This is a genomic window from Brachybacterium sp. AOP24-D1-21, from assembly GCF_052378665.1.
Taxonomy (GTDB): Bacteria; Actinomycetota; Actinomycetes; order Actinomycetales; family Dermabacteraceae; genus Brachybacterium.
Genome location: NZ_JBQSXX010000001.1, coordinates 1,788,112 through 1,808,746 on the forward strand (window position 1 = coordinate 1,788,112; position 20,635 = coordinate 1,808,746).

17 protein-coding genes and 1 pseudogene are annotated in these 20,635 nt (G+C 69.0%); all 18 read left to right on the plus strand.

The features are described from left to right. Positions 1-106 precede the first annotated feature (106 nt). The gene (locus ACT3UF_RS07985; RefSeq protein WP_444592164.1) at positions 107-1,672 is read left to right on the plus strand and encodes a polysaccharide biosynthesis tyrosine autokinase; all 1,566 of its coding nucleotides are present in this window, start codon (positions 107-109) and stop codon (positions 1,670-1,672) included. Further along, complete coding sequence (locus ACT3UF_RS07990; RefSeq protein WP_442332834.1) at positions 1,669-2,616, plus strand: glycosyltransferase family 2 protein; 948 nt, start codon at positions 1,669-1,671, stop codon at positions 2,614-2,616. Before ACT3UF_RS07985 ends, ACT3UF_RS07990 begins: the two co-directional genes overlap by 4 nt. Further along, entirely contained in the window at positions 2,613-3,626 is a 1,014-nt protein-coding gene (locus ACT3UF_RS07995) for a CgeB family protein (protein WP_444592165.1), read from the plus strand. Before ACT3UF_RS07990 ends, ACT3UF_RS07995 begins: the two co-directional genes overlap by 4 nt. Beyond that, the gene (locus ACT3UF_RS08000; protein ID WP_441444826.1) at positions 3,617-4,678 is read left to right on the plus strand and encodes a hypothetical protein; all 1,062 of its coding nucleotides are present in this window, start codon (positions 3,617-3,619) and stop codon (positions 4,676-4,678) included. Before ACT3UF_RS07995 ends, ACT3UF_RS08000 begins: the two co-directional genes overlap by 10 nt. Then, positions 4,675-5,382, plus strand: a complete 708-nt coding sequence (locus ACT3UF_RS08005; RefSeq protein WP_441444825.1) for an acylneuraminate cytidylyltransferase family protein — start codon at positions 4,675-4,677, stop codon at positions 5,380-5,382. Before ACT3UF_RS08000 ends, ACT3UF_RS08005 begins: the two co-directional genes overlap by 4 nt. Next, positions 5,379-7,628 carry an N-acetylneuraminate synthase family protein gene (locus ACT3UF_RS08010; RefSeq protein ID WP_444608240.1) on the plus strand — a complete coding sequence of 750 codons (2,250 nt, stop codon included), beginning with the start codon at positions 5,379-5,381 and terminating at the stop codon, positions 7,626-7,628. The genes ACT3UF_RS08005 and ACT3UF_RS08010 overlap by 4 nt, the downstream gene beginning before the upstream one ends. Continuing rightward, positions 7,619-8,779, plus strand: coding sequence for a glycosyltransferase family 4 protein (locus ACT3UF_RS08015; RefSeq protein ID WP_444608241.1), 1,161 nt, complete (start codon positions 7,619-7,621; stop codon positions 8,777-8,779). The genes ACT3UF_RS08010 and ACT3UF_RS08015 overlap by 10 nt, the downstream gene beginning before the upstream one ends. Positions 8,780-8,787: 8 nt before the next feature. Beyond that, on the plus strand, positions 8,788-10,065 hold the full coding sequence (locus ACT3UF_RS08020) for an ABC transporter permease (protein ID WP_444608242.1): 1,278 nt from the start codon (positions 8,788-8,790) through the stop codon (positions 10,063-10,065). Next, positions 10,062-10,976: a glycosyltransferase family 2 protein gene (locus tag ACT3UF_RS08025; RefSeq protein ID WP_010550891.1), complete on the plus strand. Its 915-nt coding sequence runs from the start codon at positions 10,062-10,064 to the stop codon at positions 10,974-10,976. The genes ACT3UF_RS08020 and ACT3UF_RS08025 overlap by 4 nt, the downstream gene beginning before the upstream one ends. Then, positions 10,969-12,102: a glycosyltransferase gene (locus tag ACT3UF_RS08030; RefSeq protein WP_444608243.1), complete on the plus strand. Its 1,134-nt coding sequence runs from the start codon at positions 10,969-10,971 to the stop codon at positions 12,100-12,102. The genes ACT3UF_RS08025 and ACT3UF_RS08030 overlap by 8 nt, the downstream gene beginning before the upstream one ends. Continuing rightward, positions 12,099-13,046 (plus strand): glycosyltransferase family 2 protein, encoded by a 948-nt coding sequence (locus ACT3UF_RS08035; RefSeq protein WP_444608244.1) that lies wholly within the window; start codon positions 12,099-12,101, stop codon positions 13,044-13,046. Before ACT3UF_RS08030 ends, ACT3UF_RS08035 begins: the two co-directional genes overlap by 4 nt. 1 nt (position 13,047) lies before the next feature. Then, positions 13,048-14,211 (plus strand): glycosyltransferase, encoded by a 1,164-nt coding sequence (locus ACT3UF_RS08040; protein WP_444608245.1) that lies wholly within the window; start codon positions 13,048-13,050, stop codon positions 14,209-14,211. Beyond that, positions 14,208-16,049 (plus strand): ABC transporter ATP-binding protein, encoded by a 1,842-nt coding sequence (locus ACT3UF_RS08045; protein WP_444608246.1) that lies wholly within the window; start codon positions 14,208-14,210, stop codon positions 16,047-16,049. Before ACT3UF_RS08040 ends, ACT3UF_RS08045 begins: the two co-directional genes overlap by 4 nt. After that, a complete protein-coding gene (locus ACT3UF_RS08050; protein WP_138983781.1) occupies positions 16,042-17,184 on the plus strand; it encodes a glycosyltransferase in 1,143 nt (380 codons plus the stop codon). The genes ACT3UF_RS08045 and ACT3UF_RS08050 overlap by 8 nt, the downstream gene beginning before the upstream one ends. Positions 17,185-17,283: 99 nt before the next feature. Beyond that, positions 17,284-17,850, plus strand: a complete 567-nt coding sequence (locus ACT3UF_RS08055; RefSeq protein WP_444608247.1) for a hypothetical protein — start codon at positions 17,284-17,286, stop codon at positions 17,848-17,850. A gap of 33 nt (positions 17,851-17,883) precedes the next feature. Continuing rightward, positions 17,884-18,216, plus strand: coding sequence for a transposase (locus ACT3UF_RS08060; RefSeq protein WP_444608248.1), 333 nt, complete (start codon positions 17,884-17,886; stop codon positions 18,214-18,216). A 43-nt stretch (positions 18,217-18,259) separates the two neighbouring features. Next, entirely contained in the window at positions 18,260-19,546 is a 1,287-nt protein-coding gene (locus ACT3UF_RS08065; protein ID WP_073884858.1) for an ISL3 family transposase, read from the plus strand. A 48-nt stretch (positions 19,547-19,594) separates the two neighbouring features. Beyond that, positions 19,595-20,599, plus strand: a pseudogene (locus ACT3UF_RS08070) (IS256 family transposase); the annotation flags it as partial. Positions 20,600-20,635: the final 36 nt, after the last annotated feature.

Consider the following 20,635-nt stretch of genomic DNA (forward strand, 5'->3'; position numbering starts at 1 on the left):
TTCCCAAGTCGTGACCATTGGTCGTGGTCGAACCGGACAGAGTTCTGCCGCGCTCACTTACGATGGCCCGGACCCCCCCCTTCTGCAGCGTGAACGGTGAGTGCCGGTGACCATCGAAGACTTCCTCAGGCTGCTTCTGCGCAACCTGCTCCTGCTCGTGGTGATCACCGTGATCGGTGCCGCCGCTGGCTTCGGCTTCTCGTACACGAAACCGGAGGTCTACTCCGCCAGTGCTCTCGGTTATGTCTCCGCGAGCGCGCAGACGGACGAGGCCGGCAACCCGATCCAACAGGCCAGCGGGAACATGCAGTTCCAGTACTCGAAGGCGCAGTCGTACCTGCCGCTGTTCAACACCCGGGCGGTGGGACAGACCATCGTGGACGAGCTGGGCCTCTCCTCGAACCCCGATGCCGTCGCCGGCTCCCTCCAGACCCAGCTGGACCCCAACGCCCCGATCATCACGGTGAGCGCGACGGCAGGCTCTCCGGAGGAGGCCTCAGCGATCGCCAACGCAGCAGTCGAGGCGACCGCCGCGGAAGCTCATGCGCTCGAGACCGGCGGCAACGAGGACGCTGCGGTCAGCGTGCAGCTGACCACGTACCAGAACGCCGTGGTGCCAGGTGCGCCGGTCTCCCCGGACCGCAACCGGTATCTCGCCGCCGGCGCGGCGGCCGGGCTGCTGATCGCGCTCGGCGTCGCCTGGCTGCGCGATCGCAACGACTCGCGGATCCGTACCGCCGATGACATCACCGAAGCCCTCGATCTGCCGGTCCTGGGCACGTTGCCGGAGGCCAAGGAGATGATCCGGGCGAAGGACGGCACGCTGCCGGAGCCGAAGGCCTTCGGCGCCCGGGAGGCGATCCGCAAGCTGCGCACCAATCTGCGGTACGTGGATGTGGACGAGCCTCCGCGCTCGATCGTGGTCACCTCGAGCGCCCCCGGCGAGGGCAAGTCCGTGGTGGCCGCGAACCTGGCCCGGGTGATGGCCCGCGCCGGTCAGCCCACCCTCCTGATCGATGCGGACCTGCGCCGCCCGATGGTGGCCGATCAGTTCGGCGTGGACGGTGCGATCGGTCTGTCGCAGCTGCTGGCCGCCTCGGTGAGCCTCGAGGACGCCGCACAGCACTCCTCGGTGGCGAAGCTGACGCTGCTGCCCGCCGGGCAGGTGCCGCCGAACCCCTCCGAGCTGTTGGGCTCCCGGCGCATGAAGGAGCTCATCACGGAACTCTCCCGCGAGTATTTCGTGATCATCGATGCGCCCCCGGTGCTCGCGGTCACCGATGCGCAGCTGCTGGCCCGGCACGCCGACGGCGCGATCCTCATAGGCGTGCCCGGGAAGAGCCGGATGATCGGCCTGACCCGCTCGGTCGAGGCGATCCGCGGGATCGGCGCGAAGGTCTACGGCGTGGTCCTGAACCGCGCATCCGCGAGCCGTTTCACCCGCCTGGCCTACGGCGACGCCGAATACGGGTACGCCGCCTACGGCACCTACGGCTACGGCGCCGCCACCGGCTACGACGACGGCGCGCTCGTACCGGACGCCGAGGATGTGGACGTCGAGCAGGCCGACGGGCCTGCCGAGCCGCTCGCTCCCGCGACGTCCAGCCCGACCGAACCGCCCCAGCGCTCCCGGCGCCGCCGCGCCGCTCCCGCGGACCGGGAACAGGAGTGACCCTCGAGCAGCTCGGGGTGGTCATCCCCGTGCACGGCGACATCGCCCCGGTGCTGCCCCTGCTGACCGCACTGGCCGGCCCCTCGGTCACCACCGCGGATCGAGCTGCCCGGGTGGTGGTGGTCGATGACGCCAGCCCCCAGCCGGTCGACGCCGGCGACCTCCCCGACGGGGTCGAACTGCTGCGCCGGGAGGCCAACGGCGGTTTCGGTGCTGCCGTGAACACCGGCCTCGCCGCACTGGCTCAGACTCCGGCGATCGAGCACGCCCTGGTGCTCAACTCCGACCTCGAGATCCCAGAGGGCTTCTGTCGCGCACTGCTGGCACATGCCGCGCCGTGGCAGCCGGCCGTGGTCGGTTGCCGCATAGTGAGCCCCGAGGGCAGCTCCGGATACTCCGCCCGATACTTCCCGACCATCGGCCACCAGGTCGTCGAATGGCTGGTCCCGCTCGCCTCCCAGCGCCACCGCGATGTGCTGCACCGCGCCGTGGGACACGACCTCGACGCCGAGCGCGGCGCCGGGATGATCCCCGTGGACTGGGTCTCCGGAGCCGTTCTGCTGCTGCCGCTCACGCAGGTACGCAGCATCGGCGGCTTCGACGAGGGCTACTTCATGTACACGGAGGAAGTCGATCTCCAGCTGCGCCTGCGCCGGGCGGGGATCCCCTCCCTGCTCGACGCGGACCTCGAGGTCTGCCACGTGGGCGGCGCGTCCTCGGGCAATGAGCAGCGACGGCGCCGCTGGCTGGTGGGCGCCCGCATGCGCTACGCCCGCAAGCACGGCAATCTGCACCTGCTGCGAGCTGGGATGTCCCTGGCCACGGGCGCGAACCTGGTGTGGAATGCTGGCAGAAGAGCAGCTGGGCGCGACGTGCGCCCCCTCGCCGTGGCCCGCGAGGAGTTGCAGCTGATCCACCAGGCCGGGACGGAGCTGCCACGATGAGCACCACACCTCGGCTGCTGCTGATCTCCCCCTCCTTCCACGGCTACTGGCAGAGCATCGGTGATGCCTTCGCCCGCCGCGGCTACGAGGTCCACACCGCGCGGTACGACGCCTACGACACCATGGCGGAGAAGGTGCGCCTCAAGGCGACCGTGCAGCTCCCGGAACGCTTGCGCCTGGCCACCGACCGCCAGAGCTCGGAGAATCGCCGCCTCACCGATCGGGTGATCGCGATGATGCGCGACGTCCAGCCGGACAGGGTGGTCATCATTAAGGGTGACGGGCTCGACGACCGCTTCTGGGACGCCCTCGACGACACCCCGCGAATCCTGTGGCTGTACGACGACCTGCACCGCCATGACTACACCGAAGACTTCCTGCGCTCCGTGGGCCCCGTGGTGGATTACGCGCGCTCCGAGACCGAGGAGCTGCAGCGCCGCGGAGTGGACGCGCACTTCGTCCCCAACGCCTTCGACCCGCACCGCGCCGCGCCCACCGGGCACCGCTCTGGCGAGATCGTGTTCATCGGCTCCGGCTACGACAACCGCCTCGAGACTCTCCAGACCCTGGGGGAGCGGGGCCTGCCCGTCCACGCCTGGGGCCGCGACTTCTCCCGCCACGTGATCGATCGGGCCCGCACCTTCTCCTGGAAGCGCCCCCCGTTCACCTCTTCCCGGGAGGTGCCGCTCGAGCGCGCCTACCAGATCCATGCCGAGGCAGCCGCGGCCGTGGCCATCCACGGCCTCCAGAACGGCCACGCCATGCGCACGTTCGAGATCCCCGGCATGGGCGGCGTACAGCTCGTGGACCGCGATGACGTGGACCAGTTCTACGAGGTGGACACCGAGGTGGCCGTCTGGCACGACATCGACGAGCTCACCGACCTCGCCCGCCGCGCCCTGCACGACACCGCCTGGGCCGAGCGGATGCGCGAGGCGGGTCGCCGACGCACCCTGGCCGAGCACACCTTCGACCATCGCCTCGAGGAGGTCGACGCCCTATGGCACTGATCCACCCCCGCAGCCTCGAGCGCTGGCAGGAATGGCAGACGTCTCGCCACCGCGCCCGCCAGCTCAAGCACACCGTCACCGGGGCTATCCGCTCCCGCCGCGGCGATGCCCCGCAGCAGCCGAGCCTGGTGCTGCACTCCCGGGACGGTGCCGAGACCAGCAACCGGATCCTGATCGCGGTGGACTCCGCGTCCCCCACCTCCCGGATCAGCCTGCTCACCGCCCTGCCCTACCTCAGCGTCGCCGTGGACGTGCTCGCCCCGGCCGCTGTGGACCTGCCCGAACTCACCGGCGAGGAATGGACACGGCAGACCGTCGCCTCACCCCGCGAGCTGCTGGAGACCCGCGGCATCGCCTCCGTGCTCAGCATCGGCTGGCACCTGCAGGTGGGCCGCCTGGCCCACGCCTGGGCGCTCGAGCACGACATCCCGGCCGCCGTCGTGCAGCACGGGGCGCTCACCCCCTTCGCCCCGCCGCTGCCGCCCCGCACCACCCTGCTCGCCTGGAGCGATGCGGACGCCCAGTTCTACCGCTCGGGTCGTGACGATCTCGAGGTTCGGACCGTCGGCTCTCAGCTGCTGTGGCAGGCAGGCCATGACGCCGACGAACTCGGCGACGAGATCGACGAGCAGATGGTGTTCCTGGGCCAGATGCACGGCGCGGAGCTGCCGCGACGCATCACCGCCGGCACCGCCTATCGCTTCTGCCGTCGCGAGAACGCCCTGTACCGCCCTCACCCGGCCGAGACGGACGTCCTCTCCCGCAGCGCGCATTCCCTCATGCGACGGCGCGGCATCGAGTTCCAGGATCCGGCCCTCTCGCTGCATGAGCTGCGCAACCCGGTGGTGGGCGTGTTCTCCACCGGCGTGCTCGAGGCGGCGATGCGCGGCCTGCCCGCGTGGGTGGACGCCATCCAGGCCCCCGCCTGGATGCACGAGTTCTGGGACCGCTACGGGATGCGCCGCTTCGGAGGGGAGCCCACCCCGCCCCCGCAGGTCCCGGCCGACGAACCCTCCCGCGTCATCGCCCAGGTGCTCGAGGGCCCCGCATGAGCGTGCTGGCAGTGATCCCCGCCCGCGGCGGCTCCAAGGGCATCCCCCGCAAGAACCTCCTGCCCGTGGGAGGCAAGCCGCTGATCGCCTGGACCATCGCCCAGGCCCTCGAAGCCCGCGGTGACGGCGAGGTGATCGTCGCCGTCTCCACCGAGGACGCCGAGATCGCAGCCGTGGCCCGCGCGCACGGCGCGAGCGTGATCGACCGCCCGGCCGAGCTCGCCGGCGACACCGCCCCCACCGAGCCGACCGTCCTGCACGCCATGGACGTCGTCGAGGGTGACGGTGCGCAGCTGGACGCGGTGGTGCTGCTGCAGGCCACCTCCCCGGTGCGCCGGCCGGACACCATCCGCCGCGCCATCGCCCAGTTCCGCCGCACCGCGGTGGACTCCCTGGTGGGCGTCGTCCCCGAATCGCCGTTCTTCTGGCGACTGCCGGAATCCGCCGGACAGAGCGCCCGCCCCGCCTACGACGTCACCGCCCGGCCCCGCCGGCAGGAGCTCACCCCCGAGCAGCTCCACTACTTCGAGAACGGCAGCCTGTACGTCACGGCGCCGCACATCTACCGCACCCATGAGAACCGCATCGGCGGCCGCACCGGACTGTTCGTCCTGGACGAGGTGGAGGGCGTGGACATCGACACCCTCACCGACGTCGCCGCCGCAGAGAGCATGCTCACCCGACTCGGATGGAGAACCACGTGATCCTCGACCGCCAGACCGCGCCCTACACGGTGGACGTGCAGGCCACAGTCCTCGACGCCCTGCGCCGCATCACCGAAAACCAGTCCCGGGTGGTGTTCCTCGTCGACGAGCACGGCACCGTGCGGGGCACCCTCAGCGACGGGGATCTCCGCCGCTGGCTGGTGGCCCAGCCCACCCCGGACCTCGGCGCCCCCGCCGTGGACGCCGCGAACCCCGACTTCGTCGCGGTCGCCCCCGGCGCCCCCGTGGAGGAGATCACCGCACTATTCGGGCGCGGCGTGGACCGCATCCCGGTGGTGGACGAGCGCGGCCGGCTCACCGCGATCGCGACCCCCAACACTCGCACCCTCACCATCGGCCGCCGCACCGTGGGCGAGGACCATCCGGCGCTGATCATCGGCGAGATCGGCAACAACCACCAGGGCGAGGTCGAGCTCGCAAAGCAGCTCGTGGACGAGTGCGCCGCAGCCGGTGTGGATACCGTGAAGTTCCAGCTGCGGGATATGGAGGCGCTCTACCGCACCAGCAGCGCCGGGGACGCCGGTGAGGACCTGGGTCCGCAGTACACGATGAACCTGCTGAGCAAGTACTCCCTGTCAGTGGAGGACATGTATCGCGTGTTCGACCACTGTGCTGAGCGGGACATGGACGTGATCTGCACGCCCTGGGACATCCCCTCCGCCGGTGCGCTGCACCGCTACGGGATGCCTGGTTACAAGATCGCCTCTGCGGATCTCACCAACCACGACCTCCTTGGCCATGTGGCCGGCTTCGGAGCGGCGATGATCGTCTCCACCGGTATGAGCAGCGAACAGGAGATCACCGCGGCGGTGGACGTGCTGCGCGCACAGGGCGCCCCCTTTGCCCTGCTGCAGACACAGTCGACCTACCCCGCGCCCTACAAGGACCTGAACCTGCGGTACATGGAGCGGCTCGCCGAGCTCGGCGACTGCCTGGTGGGCTACTCCGGCCACGAACGCGGCTGGCACGTGCCGGTCGCCGCGGTGGCCCGCGGGGCGAACATCATCGAGAAGCACGTGACGCTCGACAAGACCCTCGAGGGCACCGACCATAAGGTCTCCCTGCTGCCCGAGGAGCTCTCAACGATGGTCCGCCAGATCCGCGAGGTGGAGGAGGCTCTGGGTACCGACAAGCCGCGCGAGGTCTCCACCGGAGAGCTGATGAACCGAGTCAACCTCGCCAAGTCGCTCGTGGCCGCACGGGATCTGCATATCGGCGACGTCGTCACCGCGACGGACGTCGAGGTCAAGAGCCCCGGCCGCGGCCTGCAGCCCCATCGCCGGGAGGCACTTCTCGGCGTCACCCTGCATCGCGACGTGCCTGCCGGGGACTTCTTCTACCCCGGCGACCTCGCGGGCCGTCCGCAGTCCCGGAGCGACTACAGCTTCCACCGCCCCTGGGGCCTGCCGGTGCGCTTCCACGACTTCCGCGCACTGCTGGAGGTGTCCGAGCCGGACTTCCTCGAGTTCCACCAGAGCGGGAAGGACATGGACCTCGAGCTGGGCCAGTTCTTCGCAACGGGTGAGAAGCTGCCGCAGTCCTTCACCGTGCACGCCCCGGACCTGTACCCCGGCGACTTCCTCATCGACCTCGCCTCCCCGGATGACGCGATCTGGGAGCGCTCGATCCACGAGGTTCAGCGCGTCATCGATCAGACCCGCGCCATGCGCGAGCACTTCACCTGCGAGGAGGATCCGATCGTCGTGGTGACGATGGGCGGCTTCCTGCCCGATCGTCACCTGCGCGCAGAGGAGCGCTACCCGCTGTACGAGCGGGTGCAGCAGGGCCTTGAGCGCATCGACGAGGCCGGGGTGCGCCTGACTCCGCAGACCGTCCCGCCGTTCCCATGGCTGATGGGCGGTCAGCAGTTCCACAACCTGTTCATGGAGCCCGAGGACACGGTGTGGTTCTGCGAGACCTACGGCCGCCGCCTCACCTTCGACGTGTCCCACTCGAAGCTCGCCGCGAACTTCTACCACCGCCCCTTCAGCGAGTACATCGACCTGATGGGCCCGCACACCGAGCACCTGCACATCGTGGACTCGGTGGGCGTGGACGGCGAGGGCGTTCAGGTGGGCGAGGGCGAGGTCGACTTCAAGGACCTCGCCGAGCGCATGGACCGCCTCGCCCCTGACGCGCCGTTCATCCCGGAGATATGGATGGGGCACGTCAACACCGGAGAGGGCTTCTTCGTGGCCCTGGATCGGCTGCAGGAATGGTTCTGAGCGAAGTGCTCGTCGAGGAGACGCTCGCGCTGTGGTGCGTGCCCGTCGCCGACCTCGGCGGCGTGGCGCGGCATGTGCTCGACGCCGCCCGCGCCGGGATCCCCGGCTGGCGCCTCGTGGTGCTGTGCCCCGAGGGGCCGCTCGCCGAGGCGCTGCGCGCCCAGGGCACGCCCGTGGTGACCGGGACCGTCTCCCCCGCCGACGGCACCGCCGTCGCGGTGCGCACGATCCGCCGCACCCTGCAGCGCCTGCGCCCCGACCTGCTGCACACCCATCTCGCCTTCGCGGACCTCGCCGGGGTCGCGGCGGTGACCGGGCTGCGTGCGGGCCGCGGGGAGCGGATCCGCCTGGTCTCCACCGAGCACGGGATCTCCGGGGTGCGCGGCTATTACCAGGACGGCGACCTGCAGGCCCGGGTGAAGGCCGGCGCGCACCGCGCCCGCCTGCTGCGCACCGACCGGGTGATCGCCGTCAGCGACTCCACCGCCGCGCAGGTCGCGGCGCAGTGGGGGAGCGGGCAGAAGCTCACTGTGATCCGCAACGGCGTCGACGCCCCGCAGCCCACCCCGCAGCCCCGCGCGGGCCTGCGCGTGCTGTCCCTCGCGCGCCTCGCCCCGGAGAAGAACATCGACCAGCTGATGCAGGCCTTCGCCCACGTCGCCCGCGAGCACCCCGAGGCCCGACTCACGATCGCCGGCCGCGGACTGGAGGAGGGCGCGCTGCGCACCCTCGCCTACTCCCTCCACCTCGAGGACCGGATCGACTTCCCCGGCCACGTGGACGCGGGCGAGGCACTGCGAGCCCACGACGTGGTCGTGCAGCTCTCCGTCTGGGAGAACCTCTCGTACACGCTCCTCGACGCCGTCGCCCACGGCCTCGGCGTCGTCGCGACGGACGTCGGCGGGAACGGCGAGATCGTGCCGGAGCGGTGCCTGGTGGCGAGCGGCGGGGGTGCTGGAGCACCGGGGGCGCTGCCGGCGGAGGAGATCGCGCGGAGGATCGTGGAGCAGGGGCTGGAGGTGGGGGAGCGGCCGGGGCGTCGCGCCCTCGTGGCGACAAGCACTGACGCTGACTCGCATGGCACGCTGCCCGGCATGTGCGCGGCGATCGCCGTCGTCTACGACGCGGCGCTGGGCGGTGGTCCGTTGTGAGGACCCCCATGGGGCGATCGGGCACGGGCACGGGCGTCGGCCCTCGTACCGGCACCGGCTCCCGCACCGGTAGTGGGACGGGCACGTTGACCGGCCGGCTCCGTACCGAGGCTCGGCGGGCGGCGAAGGACATCGGATCGATCCGGATCCCGGAGATGGTTCTCTTCGCGCTGGTCACCGCCGGCGGCGGTCTGCCGATCTCCTCGATCGGCCCGATCCCTCTGGCCCACCTGGTGCTCGCGCTGATGTGCGTCGTCGGGCTGACCAGGAGGCCCCAGCGCGCTCTCGGAAACCTCCAGCTGCTCGCCCCGCTGTTCGTCATCGCGCTCTTCTACATCGGCATGGTGTCCCTGTTCGCGGACCCGACGGAGTTCGCGGCGGAATGGGAGACGCGTCTGTTGCGGATCTCTGCGGTCCTCGTGATGGCGCTCATGTTCGGCAGCGGGAGGCTCGATGCGCGCTCCGCGACCTTCGGCGCCTTCCTCGTCACCGTGATCAACGTGCCCCTGTTCTACGCCGGCCTCGTGCAGGACAACTACGGCGGCTATCTCACCGGCCTCATCGGCGACAAGAACGTCGCAGGCCTGACCTACGCGATCGTCGGCCTCCTCATGCTCGGAGTGGTCCGCACCAAGGTCGGGGTCGCCGCCGTCATCGCGTTCAGCGTGCCGACGATGTGGCTGACCGGGTCGCGCACCTCCATCGCCGCCTTCATCGCCGGGATCGTGTGGATCCTCCTTGCGCCCCGCCTCCCGGTCGCCGGCAAATGGGTGCTCGGAGCGGTCACCGCTTTCATCGTCAACCTTCTTGCCGAGGACTACTCGCAGGTCGGAGTGTTCTCGGATCGCGACGGCAGCGATGAGCTCCGGGCCCGGATCGACGCGGCCTCGGAGATCAAGGTGGGCGAGTCCGGGTTCTTCGGCCAGGGCCTCGGCGAGGCCTACGCCGTGCTTGAAGACCGGACCTGGTTCTTCCACAACTCCTATTGGTCCGCGCTGGTCGAGGGCGGCTGGCCATGGTTGGTGTTCGCCGTCGCCGTCACCGTCCTCGTGATGATCCGACCGTTCGCGGGGCGCGTGCCGCGCGATCAGTATGTCGTGCAGGCGGCGGGCGTCGCCCTGCTGATCTGTTCGACGCGCCTCGGCGAGGTCTTCTTCACGAGCGTCTGGGGCTTGGTCCTCGGAGTCGCCGTCTACCGCCTCTCGACGCCTCTGGGCGGCGAGGCCGAGAGCGCCGGGACACGACCGCCATCACGATCGACTGCGTCTGCAGAGGGAGCGTCATGACCGACATCGAGGTCACCGTAGTGATCTGCGCGCTGAACGAGGAGCGACGCATCGGCCGGCAGCTGGCCGCGCTCGATGCCCAGGTGGACGCCCCGGCGTTCGAGGTGGTGGTCGTGGACAACGGATCGACCGACAGAACCGCCGACGTGGTGCGCGAGTGGATCGCGAATGACGGCCATGCCTCAGTCGATGCGAGGCTCGTGGACGGGTCGGCGCACCCCGGGATCCCCGGCGCACGCAATACCGGTGCCCGAGCGGCCGCCGGACGGCTGCTGGCCTACTGCGACGCCGACGACGAGGTGCAGCCGGGGTGGGTCGCCGCCCTGGCGCGAGGCGCGACGGGAGATGTGCTCGCCGGAGGCAGGATCATCGCCTTCGCACCGGACGGCTCCCGCACGGGGGACCTCTATGGCCAGGGGCTCATCGCAACCTCGTACCTTCCGCATATCGGCGGCGCGTGCTTCGCCATCAGCCGATCCGCGTACTTCGCGGTCGGCGGGTTCGACGAGTCCCTCCCGCGCTACGGATTCGACGATGTCGACTTCTCCTGGCGCGTCCAGGAGGCGGGCTACCCCATCACCTATATCGATGATGCGGAGGTCCATTTCTCGCTCAGCGGCGCCGGGGCGTCCGTGAAGAAGCGCTTCCAGCTCGGGAAGGGCCGAGTGCTGATGGCCCGAAGGTTCCCCCTCTACGACAGCACGACCTACACGGTCCGTTCCACGCTCGCCGACGCGGCGAAGACGGCAGCCCGGGCTCTTCGCGCATCCGCGGCGCAGCGGTCGCCCGACAAGGCGCAGATCTCGCGCGCTGTCGCGGCAGCAGGCCGCGTCGCAGGTGCGCTCGCCTACCGGGGCGGCAGCACTCCGCCGCGCAAGCTCCTCCGAGAGGATGAGGACGCCGGTGAGTGAGCGAGACAAGGCTGTCCTCGCCATCGCCACCAACAACGGCGACATCGGCGGCGGTGAGGTCATGCTCCTCAACATCGCTGAAGCGCTGCGAGGGCTCGGCATCGAGGTGCTGGTGATCGGCCCGTCGGGGCCGGGCGACCTCGTCGCCGAGGCCGCGGAGCGCGGATTCGAGACCGTGGTCCTCCCGGCGCAGGGCCGACGCGCCTATATGCTCGCCCTCCTGCGCTGGCGCCTGCGGAACCGGCGCATCCCGCTGTGGTGCAACGGCCTCGTCCCCTCCACCGCGACCGCCGGGATCGGCCCCCGGATCGTGCACCTGCACATCCTCCCGACGGGCCTGCAGAAGGTTGCGGTGCAGGTAGCCCGCCTCGGCGCCCGGGCGACGCTCGTCCCGTCCTCGTTCATGGCGCAGCGGATCCCCGGGGCGCGGGTCCTCGCGAACTGGACCGTCGATATCGCCCGTCGGGAGCCGACGGACGATAACGTCGCTCCGCGCCGTGTCGGCTACCTGGGCCGCATCACGAGGGACAAGGGCGTCGACGTGCTCGCCAACGCGATGTCGCAGGTCATCGCCGCAGGCGCAGGAGACGGGCGCCTACTGCTGGCGGGGGAGAACCGCTTTGGGACGGAGGAGGACGACCGCGCGATCAGCGGTGCGCTCGCTCCGATCGCCGACCACGTCGATCAGCCCGGCTGGATCGACCGCGAGGACTTCTTCGCCGCCATCGACCTCGCCGTGTTCCCCTCGATCTGGCCGGAGTCCTTCGGCATGACCGTCGCCGAGGCCATGGCCGCCGGCGTGCCCTTCGTGATCACCGACGTCGGCGCGCTGCCCGAGGTCGCCGGAACCGACCACCCGTGGGTCGTGCCCGCCGGAGACGACGGCGCCCTGGCCGCAGCGATCACCGCGGCGCTCGCCGATTCTGACTCTTCCAGCGCTTCCGACACCTCCGGACGCTACGAGCAGGCCGATGCCGCGCGAGCGCGCTGGGAGCAGGAGTTCTCCCCGGCGGCCGGCCGACGACGCGTCGCCGAGCTCCTCGCCCAGCTCTCTGACCTGGGCCGCCGCCCCGCGGACGGCGCGCGCCCCATCGATCCGACGAATCCTCAGGAGGCCTCCCGGTGACCGACGAGACCCCGATCGCCAGCATCATCGTGCCGTCCTATCGCGGCGCCCGGCGCCTGCCCGCCCTGCTCGACTCCTTCGCGGGCCAGGACGGCGGAATGCCCGCCTTCGAGGTGATCGTCGTGATCGACGGCGTCGACGACGGCTCTGTCGCCCTGCTCGCCGCGGAGGATCGCTTCCCGGTGTGCAGCATCGTCTTTCCGGAGAATCGCGGGCGGGTCGCGGCGCTGAACGCCGGGTTCGAGGCCGCGCGCGGCGAGGTGTTGATCCGCTGCGACGACGACCTCGTCCCCGGTGACTCGTACGTCGCTGAGCACGTCGCCGCCCATCGCGACGGAGACGGCGGAGCGATCGGGCTGTGCCTCAACCAGTACGACGAGACGGCCTACTCCACGGTCTACGGCAGGGCCGCGGACAAGGACTTCCGGGCCTCCGCCTACCGCGCTCCGGAGGAGCTCCGGTGGCGGTACTGGGCGGGAAACTGCTCCATCACGCGCGCCGTGTGGGAGAAGGTCGGTCCCTACGACCCCGCCTACCGCCTCTACGGGTGGGAGGACGTCGACTACGGGTACCGCATCGTGCGGGCGGGCTTCCCCGTCACGATCGCGCCCTCGCTCGAGACGACGCACCGCGTCGCCGCGGTGACCACCGAATCGCGAGCACGCCGCGCGGCCCACTCCGGGTCGGCGCGCAGGATCTTCGAGGCCGAGCACGGCGACGCGGGCCTGCCGTCGGCCATCCCGCCGATGAGCGCATGGAACCTGCTGGTCCGAGCCTCTGCCGTCGTCACCCGTGCCGCGGGCGCCGCCCGCTGCGGACGCGCCGTCGACCGCATCATCCGCGCGACCCCGGGGGTGATCTCGCGAAAGCTGGTGGCGCTCACCGTGGAAGGAGCGGCGCTCTCCGGCTACCGCGCTCCCGCCTCGGCGAAGGAGGTCTTCTGAGATGACCGCCCGTCGGCCGACCTCCACTGCGCACCCCCGCATCGCCATCGCCCACGACTACCTCACCCAGCGCGGCGGGGCCGAGCGCGTGGTGCTGTCCCTCGCCCGAGCGTTCCCCGACGCCGAGATCCACACGCTCTTCTACGCGCCGGACCAGACCTATCCCGAGTTTCGCGACATGCGGATCCGCACGAGCGGCCTCAAAAGCATCGGTCCCTTCCGACGCGATCCCCGCATCGCCCTGCCGCTCCTCGCAGCGGCCTCCTCGCGGATGCGGATCGACGCCGACGTCGTCATCGCCTCCTCCTCGGGCTGGGCGCATGCCTTCCCGACCGCGGGCCGGAAGATCGTCTACTGCCACTCGCCGGCGCGCTGGCTCTACCTCCCCGAGGACTATCTGGGGGACGCGGGCAGGCTCGACCCCAAGCGCCTGCTGCTCAGCGTGCTGACGCCGGCGCTGAAGATCTGGGACCGCCGCGCCGCGATGACCGCGCACCGGTACCTCGCGAACTCGTCCGTCGTGCGCGAGAGGATCCGCCGCGTCTACCGGATCGATGCGCCGACCCTCTTCCCGCCCTTCAGCCCCGCCGTCGCCGAGGGCGAGCAGGAGCCGATCCCCGAGCTCGCCGGCTGGGCCGGGGCCGACGGCACGGCGGGCGGGCACTTCCTCGTGGTCTCCCGCCTGCAGCCCTACAAGCACGTCGACCGCGTGATCGAGGCGTTCGGCGGTCTGCCCGACGAACGCCTGCTGGTCATCGGCAAGGGACCCGAGAAGGAGCGCCTCGTGGAGCTCGCGGGCGAGAACGTCCGCCTCGTCGAGGGCCTCTCCGATGCGCAGATGCGCTGGGCCTACGGCAACGCGCGCGCCCTCGTCGCCGCGAGCCACGAGGACTTCGGGCTCACCCCTCTCGAGGCCGGCGCCCACGGCGTGCCGACGATCGCGCTCCGCGCCGGCGGATACCTCGACACCGTCGAGGAGGGCGTGAACGGGCTCTTCTTCGAGGAGCCGACGGCGGAGGCGATCCGGGAGGCGGTGCACCGCTTCGACGAGAACCCTCCAGAAGAGCGGACGAGGATCATCGACAGAGCGGCGAGATTCTCCGAGGAGCATTTTGTGGATGCTCTGCGGATTGAAGCAGGAAGAATGAGCGGAGTGAGCGCATGATGTCGGTGGCGTCGAGTAGCCGGAACGATGCATCCAAGGAGCCCGGCATCGCGAGGATGGTCAATGCCATCCTGCGGCGAGAGACGAAGATCAAGCTGATCATCGCAGCCGCGGTGGCGGGCCTTCTGGCGCTGATGGAGACGGCCGCCATCGTCACCGTCCTCCCTCTCGTGAACATCGCCACCGGAGCGCCGATCGACGAAGGGGCGATCGGAGTGGTGTGGCGTATCGTCGGAGAGCCCAGTCGTAGTGCTTTCACCCTCCTGCTGGTCGGTGCCGTGGTCGGACTCTTCATCGTCAAGGACATCTGCGCCATGGCCTTCAACTGGTGGCAGTCGGGCTTTGTCGCCCAGGAAAGGGTCCGGCTGTCCGTAAGGATCTTCCGAACGGTGATGAGGTCGCCCTATGCGCAGTTCAGGCGGCGTTCCATCGGCGAGGTCTACAGGACGATGACGACCGCTGTCGGGGTGACGTTCAGCTCAGTCATCAACGGGCTGATCATCCTGGTCTCCGGAGGGCTGACGGTGATCGCGATCGCTGTCGCCCTTCTCGTCGCCACCCCGCTGCAGGCAGTTGTCGCGCTTGTCTACTTCGGTGTTGCGTCGCTCCTGTATGTGCGCATCGTCAGACCGCGAGTGTCGCGAGCAGGTGAGGCGATGATGTCGGGATCCGTCGAGGCGACCATCGCCGGCCTCCAGGGTCTCAACGGATTCAAAGAGGTGAAGCTGAGGCACTCCTCCGAATATTTCGTGGGGCGGTTCGAGCACGGCGTCGCCTCGGTGGAGCAGGCCTCGCGCGAGGGAAACTACTACGGTGCGGTGACGAAGTACATCCTCGAGATCCTGTTCATCGTCGGAGTGGGCCTGGTGATGGTCATGAGCCTCTCCTACGATTCTGGGGCGGTCGCGATCGGATCCCTGGCGCTGTTCGTCGCGGCCGGCTTCCGCCTGCTGCCGAACATCTCGATGCTCGTGGGGGCGGTCAATGGATTCCGTCTCGGCAGGGAGTCGCTGAAGATCGTCTACTCCGAGCTTCAAGCCATCGGTGCGGGTGAGGACGTCGAACGGCGCGCAGATGCCACCCCGTTTGCGCGGGATATTACTCTCGATGGAGTTAGATTCTCCTACCCGGATGCGGCCGACGAAGTCGTCAAGGGAGTGGACCTGACTATTCCGTTCGGCCGGAGCGTCGCATTCGTCGGAGGGTCGGGGGCGGGGAAGACGACGCTCGTCGATCTCGTCCTCGGGCTCCTTGAGCCGACTGCCGGGACGATCCGCGTCGACGGCCGTGATATCAGCGATGACGTGCCCGGATGGCAGCAGAACGTCGCCATGGTCGCGCAGGACGTGTATCTCACCGAAGAGTCCGTCAGGCAGAACATCCTCTTCGACGTTCCTGTCGAAGATGAGGATGGCGCGGTGCTCGCGACGGCCATGGAGCGCGCTCAGCTGTCCGATGTCATCGTGCAGCTGCCCGAGGGGCTGGAGTCCAGTGCGGGCGAGTGGGGAACTCGACTGTCGGGCGGACAGCGGCAGCGCGTCGGTATCGCCCGGGCTCTCTATCTGGAGCCGAAGCTGCTGGTGCTCGACGAGGCGACCTCAGCACTCGACAACGAGACCGAACGTCGTATCACCGAGACCATCGAGTCGCTGTCCGGAGAGGTGACGGTCATCATCGTCGCGCATCGACTCTCCACCATCAAGAATGTCGACATGGTGGTCTTCCTCAAGGATGGAGAGATAGCGGGGCGCGGTAGCTTCGCTGATCTTCAGCGGTCCAACGATGACTTTGCTCGTCTCGTCCGGCTCGGGGATCTGAGCGGTGACGCCGATGGGTGACCTCCCGAAGCTCCTGCTCGTTCAGGCGGATCCCGTCTTCGAGGACGGTGATGGGCGATGGGCGATAGCAGCGAAGACCCTCTCCGGAGTACGCGAATTCGCTCGCCGGTGGCCGGGCGAGGTGGTGGTGTCGGCTCCGGTGCGGCGATCGGAATCCCTGGAAGCCATTCCTCTGCATGAGATCGTCGAGAGGCATGATCTTCCGTTCGGGATCGTCTCCTACGCCGACCCGGTCGTCGCGGCGAAGGCCGTCGCGCCGGCTGTCGCGCTCGCACTCCACACGCCGCGCAACTACCCGCTGCTCGCATGGGATGCGGCTCGCACGGTCTTCACGCTCGAGAACGGCGCTCGCCAGAGACTCCGGATCGAGTCGATGCAGGACGCCACTGTTCAGGGGAGAGCGCGCATCGCCGTCGGCCACGCTCGTCGCTTCCCGGAATTTCGCCGCTCGCTGCGGAGGGCCGCCGGTCTCCAGTGCAACGGATATGCGGCGTGGGAATCGGTGCGACGACTGGCGACGCCCTCGATCCTCTTCTTCGATCATCGGATCACGGAGTCCGACCTGCGTGTCGTCCCGCACGATCGGCCTCTTCGGCGCGGTGCGCTGAAGCTCGGATTCTCAGGCCGTCACATTCCTATCAAGGGGCCCGGCTATGCGATCGACCTCGTCGAGGCGTTGAGGGCAGAGGGTGTGGAGGTGGAGATGACCGTCTTCGGTGACGGGGCTCTACGGTCGGCGTTGGAGGCCGAAGCGGGAGAAGGCGTCCGTTTCACAGGGGATCTGCCCTTCGCGGAGGAATGGGTCCCGGAGGTGCGAGATGATATCGATGTCATGGTGCTCCCCTACCCTCAGGGGGACCCTGCGGGCACCTATATCGAAGCGTTCGCTCTGGGTGTCCCTGTCCTGGGGTTCGCCAATGATGCGTTCCGGCCGCTGGTCGAGCGCCACGATGTCGGATGGGCGGTCCCGGTCGGAGACCGACGTGGACTCCTCGCGCAGGCCCGAGATCTCTATGCGGGAGCGGACGAGGTGAGAAGGAAGTCGATGAGTGCGTCTTCGTTCGCGAAGGAGCACTCCATGGAGAATGAATTCGGTGTCCGCGTTGCGCATCTGCGTGATATTGCGCAGGTGTGATCGATGCATGGAGAGTCGTGTCCGGCCGGAGGCGACGGCATATGTCGACCCCGGTGCCCCCGAGGTGGAACCTGAAGAATGGATGTGTGAGAAGGGTTGATGTTCGAATACAACTCGAGGGTCCGTCGGGTCATGCGAGTCGCCTCGCGCGTCGCCGGCTACCAGTTCTCCGGGGATCTGCGCCCTCGATGCACGGTCGTCGACACATGGTGGAGGAGCAAGGACCCCAACTTCGGGGATCTGCTGACGCCGTTCATCCTCCCCCGGTATGGGATCGTCCCCGTCCTCCGGGCGCCGGATGATGTCGAACTGGCCGGTGTCGGATCCATCCTCGGTGTGCTCCCGGAGGACTTCACCGGAGTGATCTGGGGGACAGGCTCCTTCGGCGACGAAGCGACCCTGCCGATGGACGCGAAGGTTCTCGCCCTTCGAGGACGGCTCACGTGGGAGAAGATGGGACGTCCGGAGGGTGTGGCGTTCGGAGATCCTGGCCTTCTGATGCGCGAGCTGGTCCCTGCCTCCGAGAAGAAGTGGAAGCTCGGTGTCGCCGCGCATATCACTCATCGCGACCGTTCGCTCATGAAGCGGTTGAGAGCGATCGAGGGTGTCAAGGACAGAGGGTGTTTCATTAGCTGTGTAAGGGTCCGGTCTCTAACCGAGGTGTGACCTGCGGGCTCGCCTCTGAAAAGGACCGATGACATGACCGAGATTGCTGATGCCCAGAACCCTCTTGCGGGCGTGCTGAGCGCCGACCAGGTCGACGCCCTCGTCAACGCCGCCGAAGACCTCGGAGAGGGCCGCCACGGGGTCGAGGAGCTGCTGTCCCGGATGACCCAGGCCGTGCTGGAGCGGGCCCTGGAGACCGAGATGAGCGACCACCTCGGCTACGAGTCCGGCGACCCTGCCGGCGCCGGAACGGGCAACTCCCGTAACGGCAAGACCACCAAGTCCATCCATACCCGGCTCTTCCCGGTTCGTGGTGATGGGGAGCGTCGCGTCGTTGACGTAGAACGGCTCGTGGTCCTGCTGTGATGGGTGTTGTCAAGACATCCGAATCTCAGAGGACCACGAGCCTGTGCACGAGAGTACTGGTTCGCAGCGTGATGCTGCGAGCACGATCTTCAACTTGCCCAATTACCGCGTCATCGATGCCGTCGACCTGCCCGACGGGGGCCGGCGGGTGGTGATCGCCTCGACCGTCCCGCCGGGCTGTCCGTCCTGCGGCGTGCTGGCGACGAAGGTCCATTCCCGCCGGTCACAGCAGGTCCGGGACGTTCCCGTCGCTGGCGCAGCGGTGGTGGTGTGGGCCAAGCGGCGCTGGTTCTGTCTGGAGCCGGCCTGTGCCCGGGGCACGTTCGCCGAGGCCACCGAGCAGATCCCGCGATACGCACGCTCGACGACCCGACTGCGGGACCAGGTCGTCTCTGCCGTGATCCGTTCCGGCCGTGCAGCCTCCGAGGTGGCCCGGGCCCACGGCGTCTCGTGGTGGCTGGTCCAGGCCGCCCTCAGCGCCGCCGCAGTGGTCCTGCCTGACGTCGACGACGTGCGGGTCAGGCGTCTGGGGGTCGATGAGCACCGCTACCGGTCAGTGCGCTGGTTCCGCACCGACGAGGGCGCTTGGAGACGGTTCGAGCCGTGGATGACGACGCTGGTCGACCTGGCCACCGGGCAGGTCCTCGGCATCGTCGACGGCCGGGACTCCAGGGCCGTCGGGGATTGGCTCGCGCAGCGCTCTGAGCAGTGGCGGGAGCGGATCGAGATCGTCGCGATCGATCCCTCGGCCGCGTTCCGCAAGGCGCTGCGGACCTGGCTGCCTCGCGCCGCGGTCTCGGTCGACAAGTTCCACCTGGTCAAGCTCGGGAACGACATGGTCACCACCGTCAGGCAGCGCCTGGCCCGCACCCATCGCGGTCGTCGGGGCCGCAAGGACGACCCGGCCTGGGCCCACCGGATGCTGCTGCTGCGCGGCGGCGACACCCTGACCCCGAGGGCGTGGGAGCGGTTGGAGAGGGTGTTCCGCACCGACGACCCCACCGACGAGCTCTCGGCCTCCTGGGGCATCAAGGAGCAGCTCCGACGCCTGCTGGCCACCGACACTCTCGCCCAGGCCTGGCAGGAGCGGATGCGGATGGGCTACTTCGTCCAGATCGCGAACATGCCCGAGGCCACGAAGCTCTACGACACCGTCGTGACCTGGTGGGACGCCATCGAGGTCCTCATCGTCACCGGCGCAACCACCGCGAAGGTCGAAGCGGGCAACACCGGCATCAAGAACATCAAACGCACCGGCCGCGGATTCCGCAACGCGGAGAACTACCGGACGCGTATCCTGCTCACCAGCGCCGCGAGAACCGTAGCGTGAATACCCGCCACAGCAGGGTCATTCACCACGAACCGCGAAGAGCCCCATACCCTCCAGGGCCCAGTGCAGCTCACCGTCCCCAGGGACCGCAACGGCTCGTTCGAGCCCGTGATCGTGCCCAAGCGGACCCGCCGACTGGGCAGGGTCGAGGACATGGTCCTGTCGCTGTATGCCCGCGGGATGACCACCCGCGACATTGGCTCCCATCTCGAGGAGATCTACGGCTCGAAGGTCTCCGCCGCGACGATCTCCAGGGTCACGGACGTCGTCACCGACGAGGTCGCCCAGTGGCAGTCCCGGCCCCTGGAGTCGGTCTACCCGATCGTCTACATCGATGCGATCTGGCTCAAGATCCGCGACGGCGGAGTCGTGACCAACAAGGCCTGCCACGTCGCCGTAGGCGTCGATATGGAGGGCCGCAAGCAGGTCCTGGGCCTATGGCTGGGGGCCACCGAGGGCGCGAAGTTCTGGGCCAACGTCCTCACCGAGATTCGCAACCGTGGCACCAAGGACATCCTGATCCTGTGCTGCGATGGGCTGACCGGGCTGCCGGCCGCGGTTAACAGCATCTACCCCGAGACCGTGGTCCAGACCTGCGTGGTCCACCTGCTGCGCTCGGCGATGAAGTACGCCTCCTACACGGACCGCAAGACCATGGCCAAGGACATGCGCCCGATCTACACCGCGGCCACCGTGGCGGCCGCTGAGCTGGCCCTGGAGGCCTTTGCCGAGGCCTGGGGCAGCAAGGCGCCGGGGGCGGTGCTGGCGTGGCGGAACGCGTGGGAGGACTTCATCCCGTTCCTGGCGTTCACCCCCGAGATTCGGAAGGTCATCTACACGACCAACCAGATCGAGTCGATCAACTACCAGCTCCGGAAGATCACCAAGACGAGGGGCTCATTCCCGTCGGACGAGGCGGCGATGAAGCTGGTCTATCTGGGGATCCGGAACATCGAGACCCGCCGCGGTGGCCAGCTCGGAACCGGCACTCAGGGATGGCATCAAGCCCTCAATGCTTTCGCCGTTCAGTTCCCCAACCGACTTCCGCTCTGACCACCCGGCAGAGAGGCTGTTCGACCGGCCCCTTAC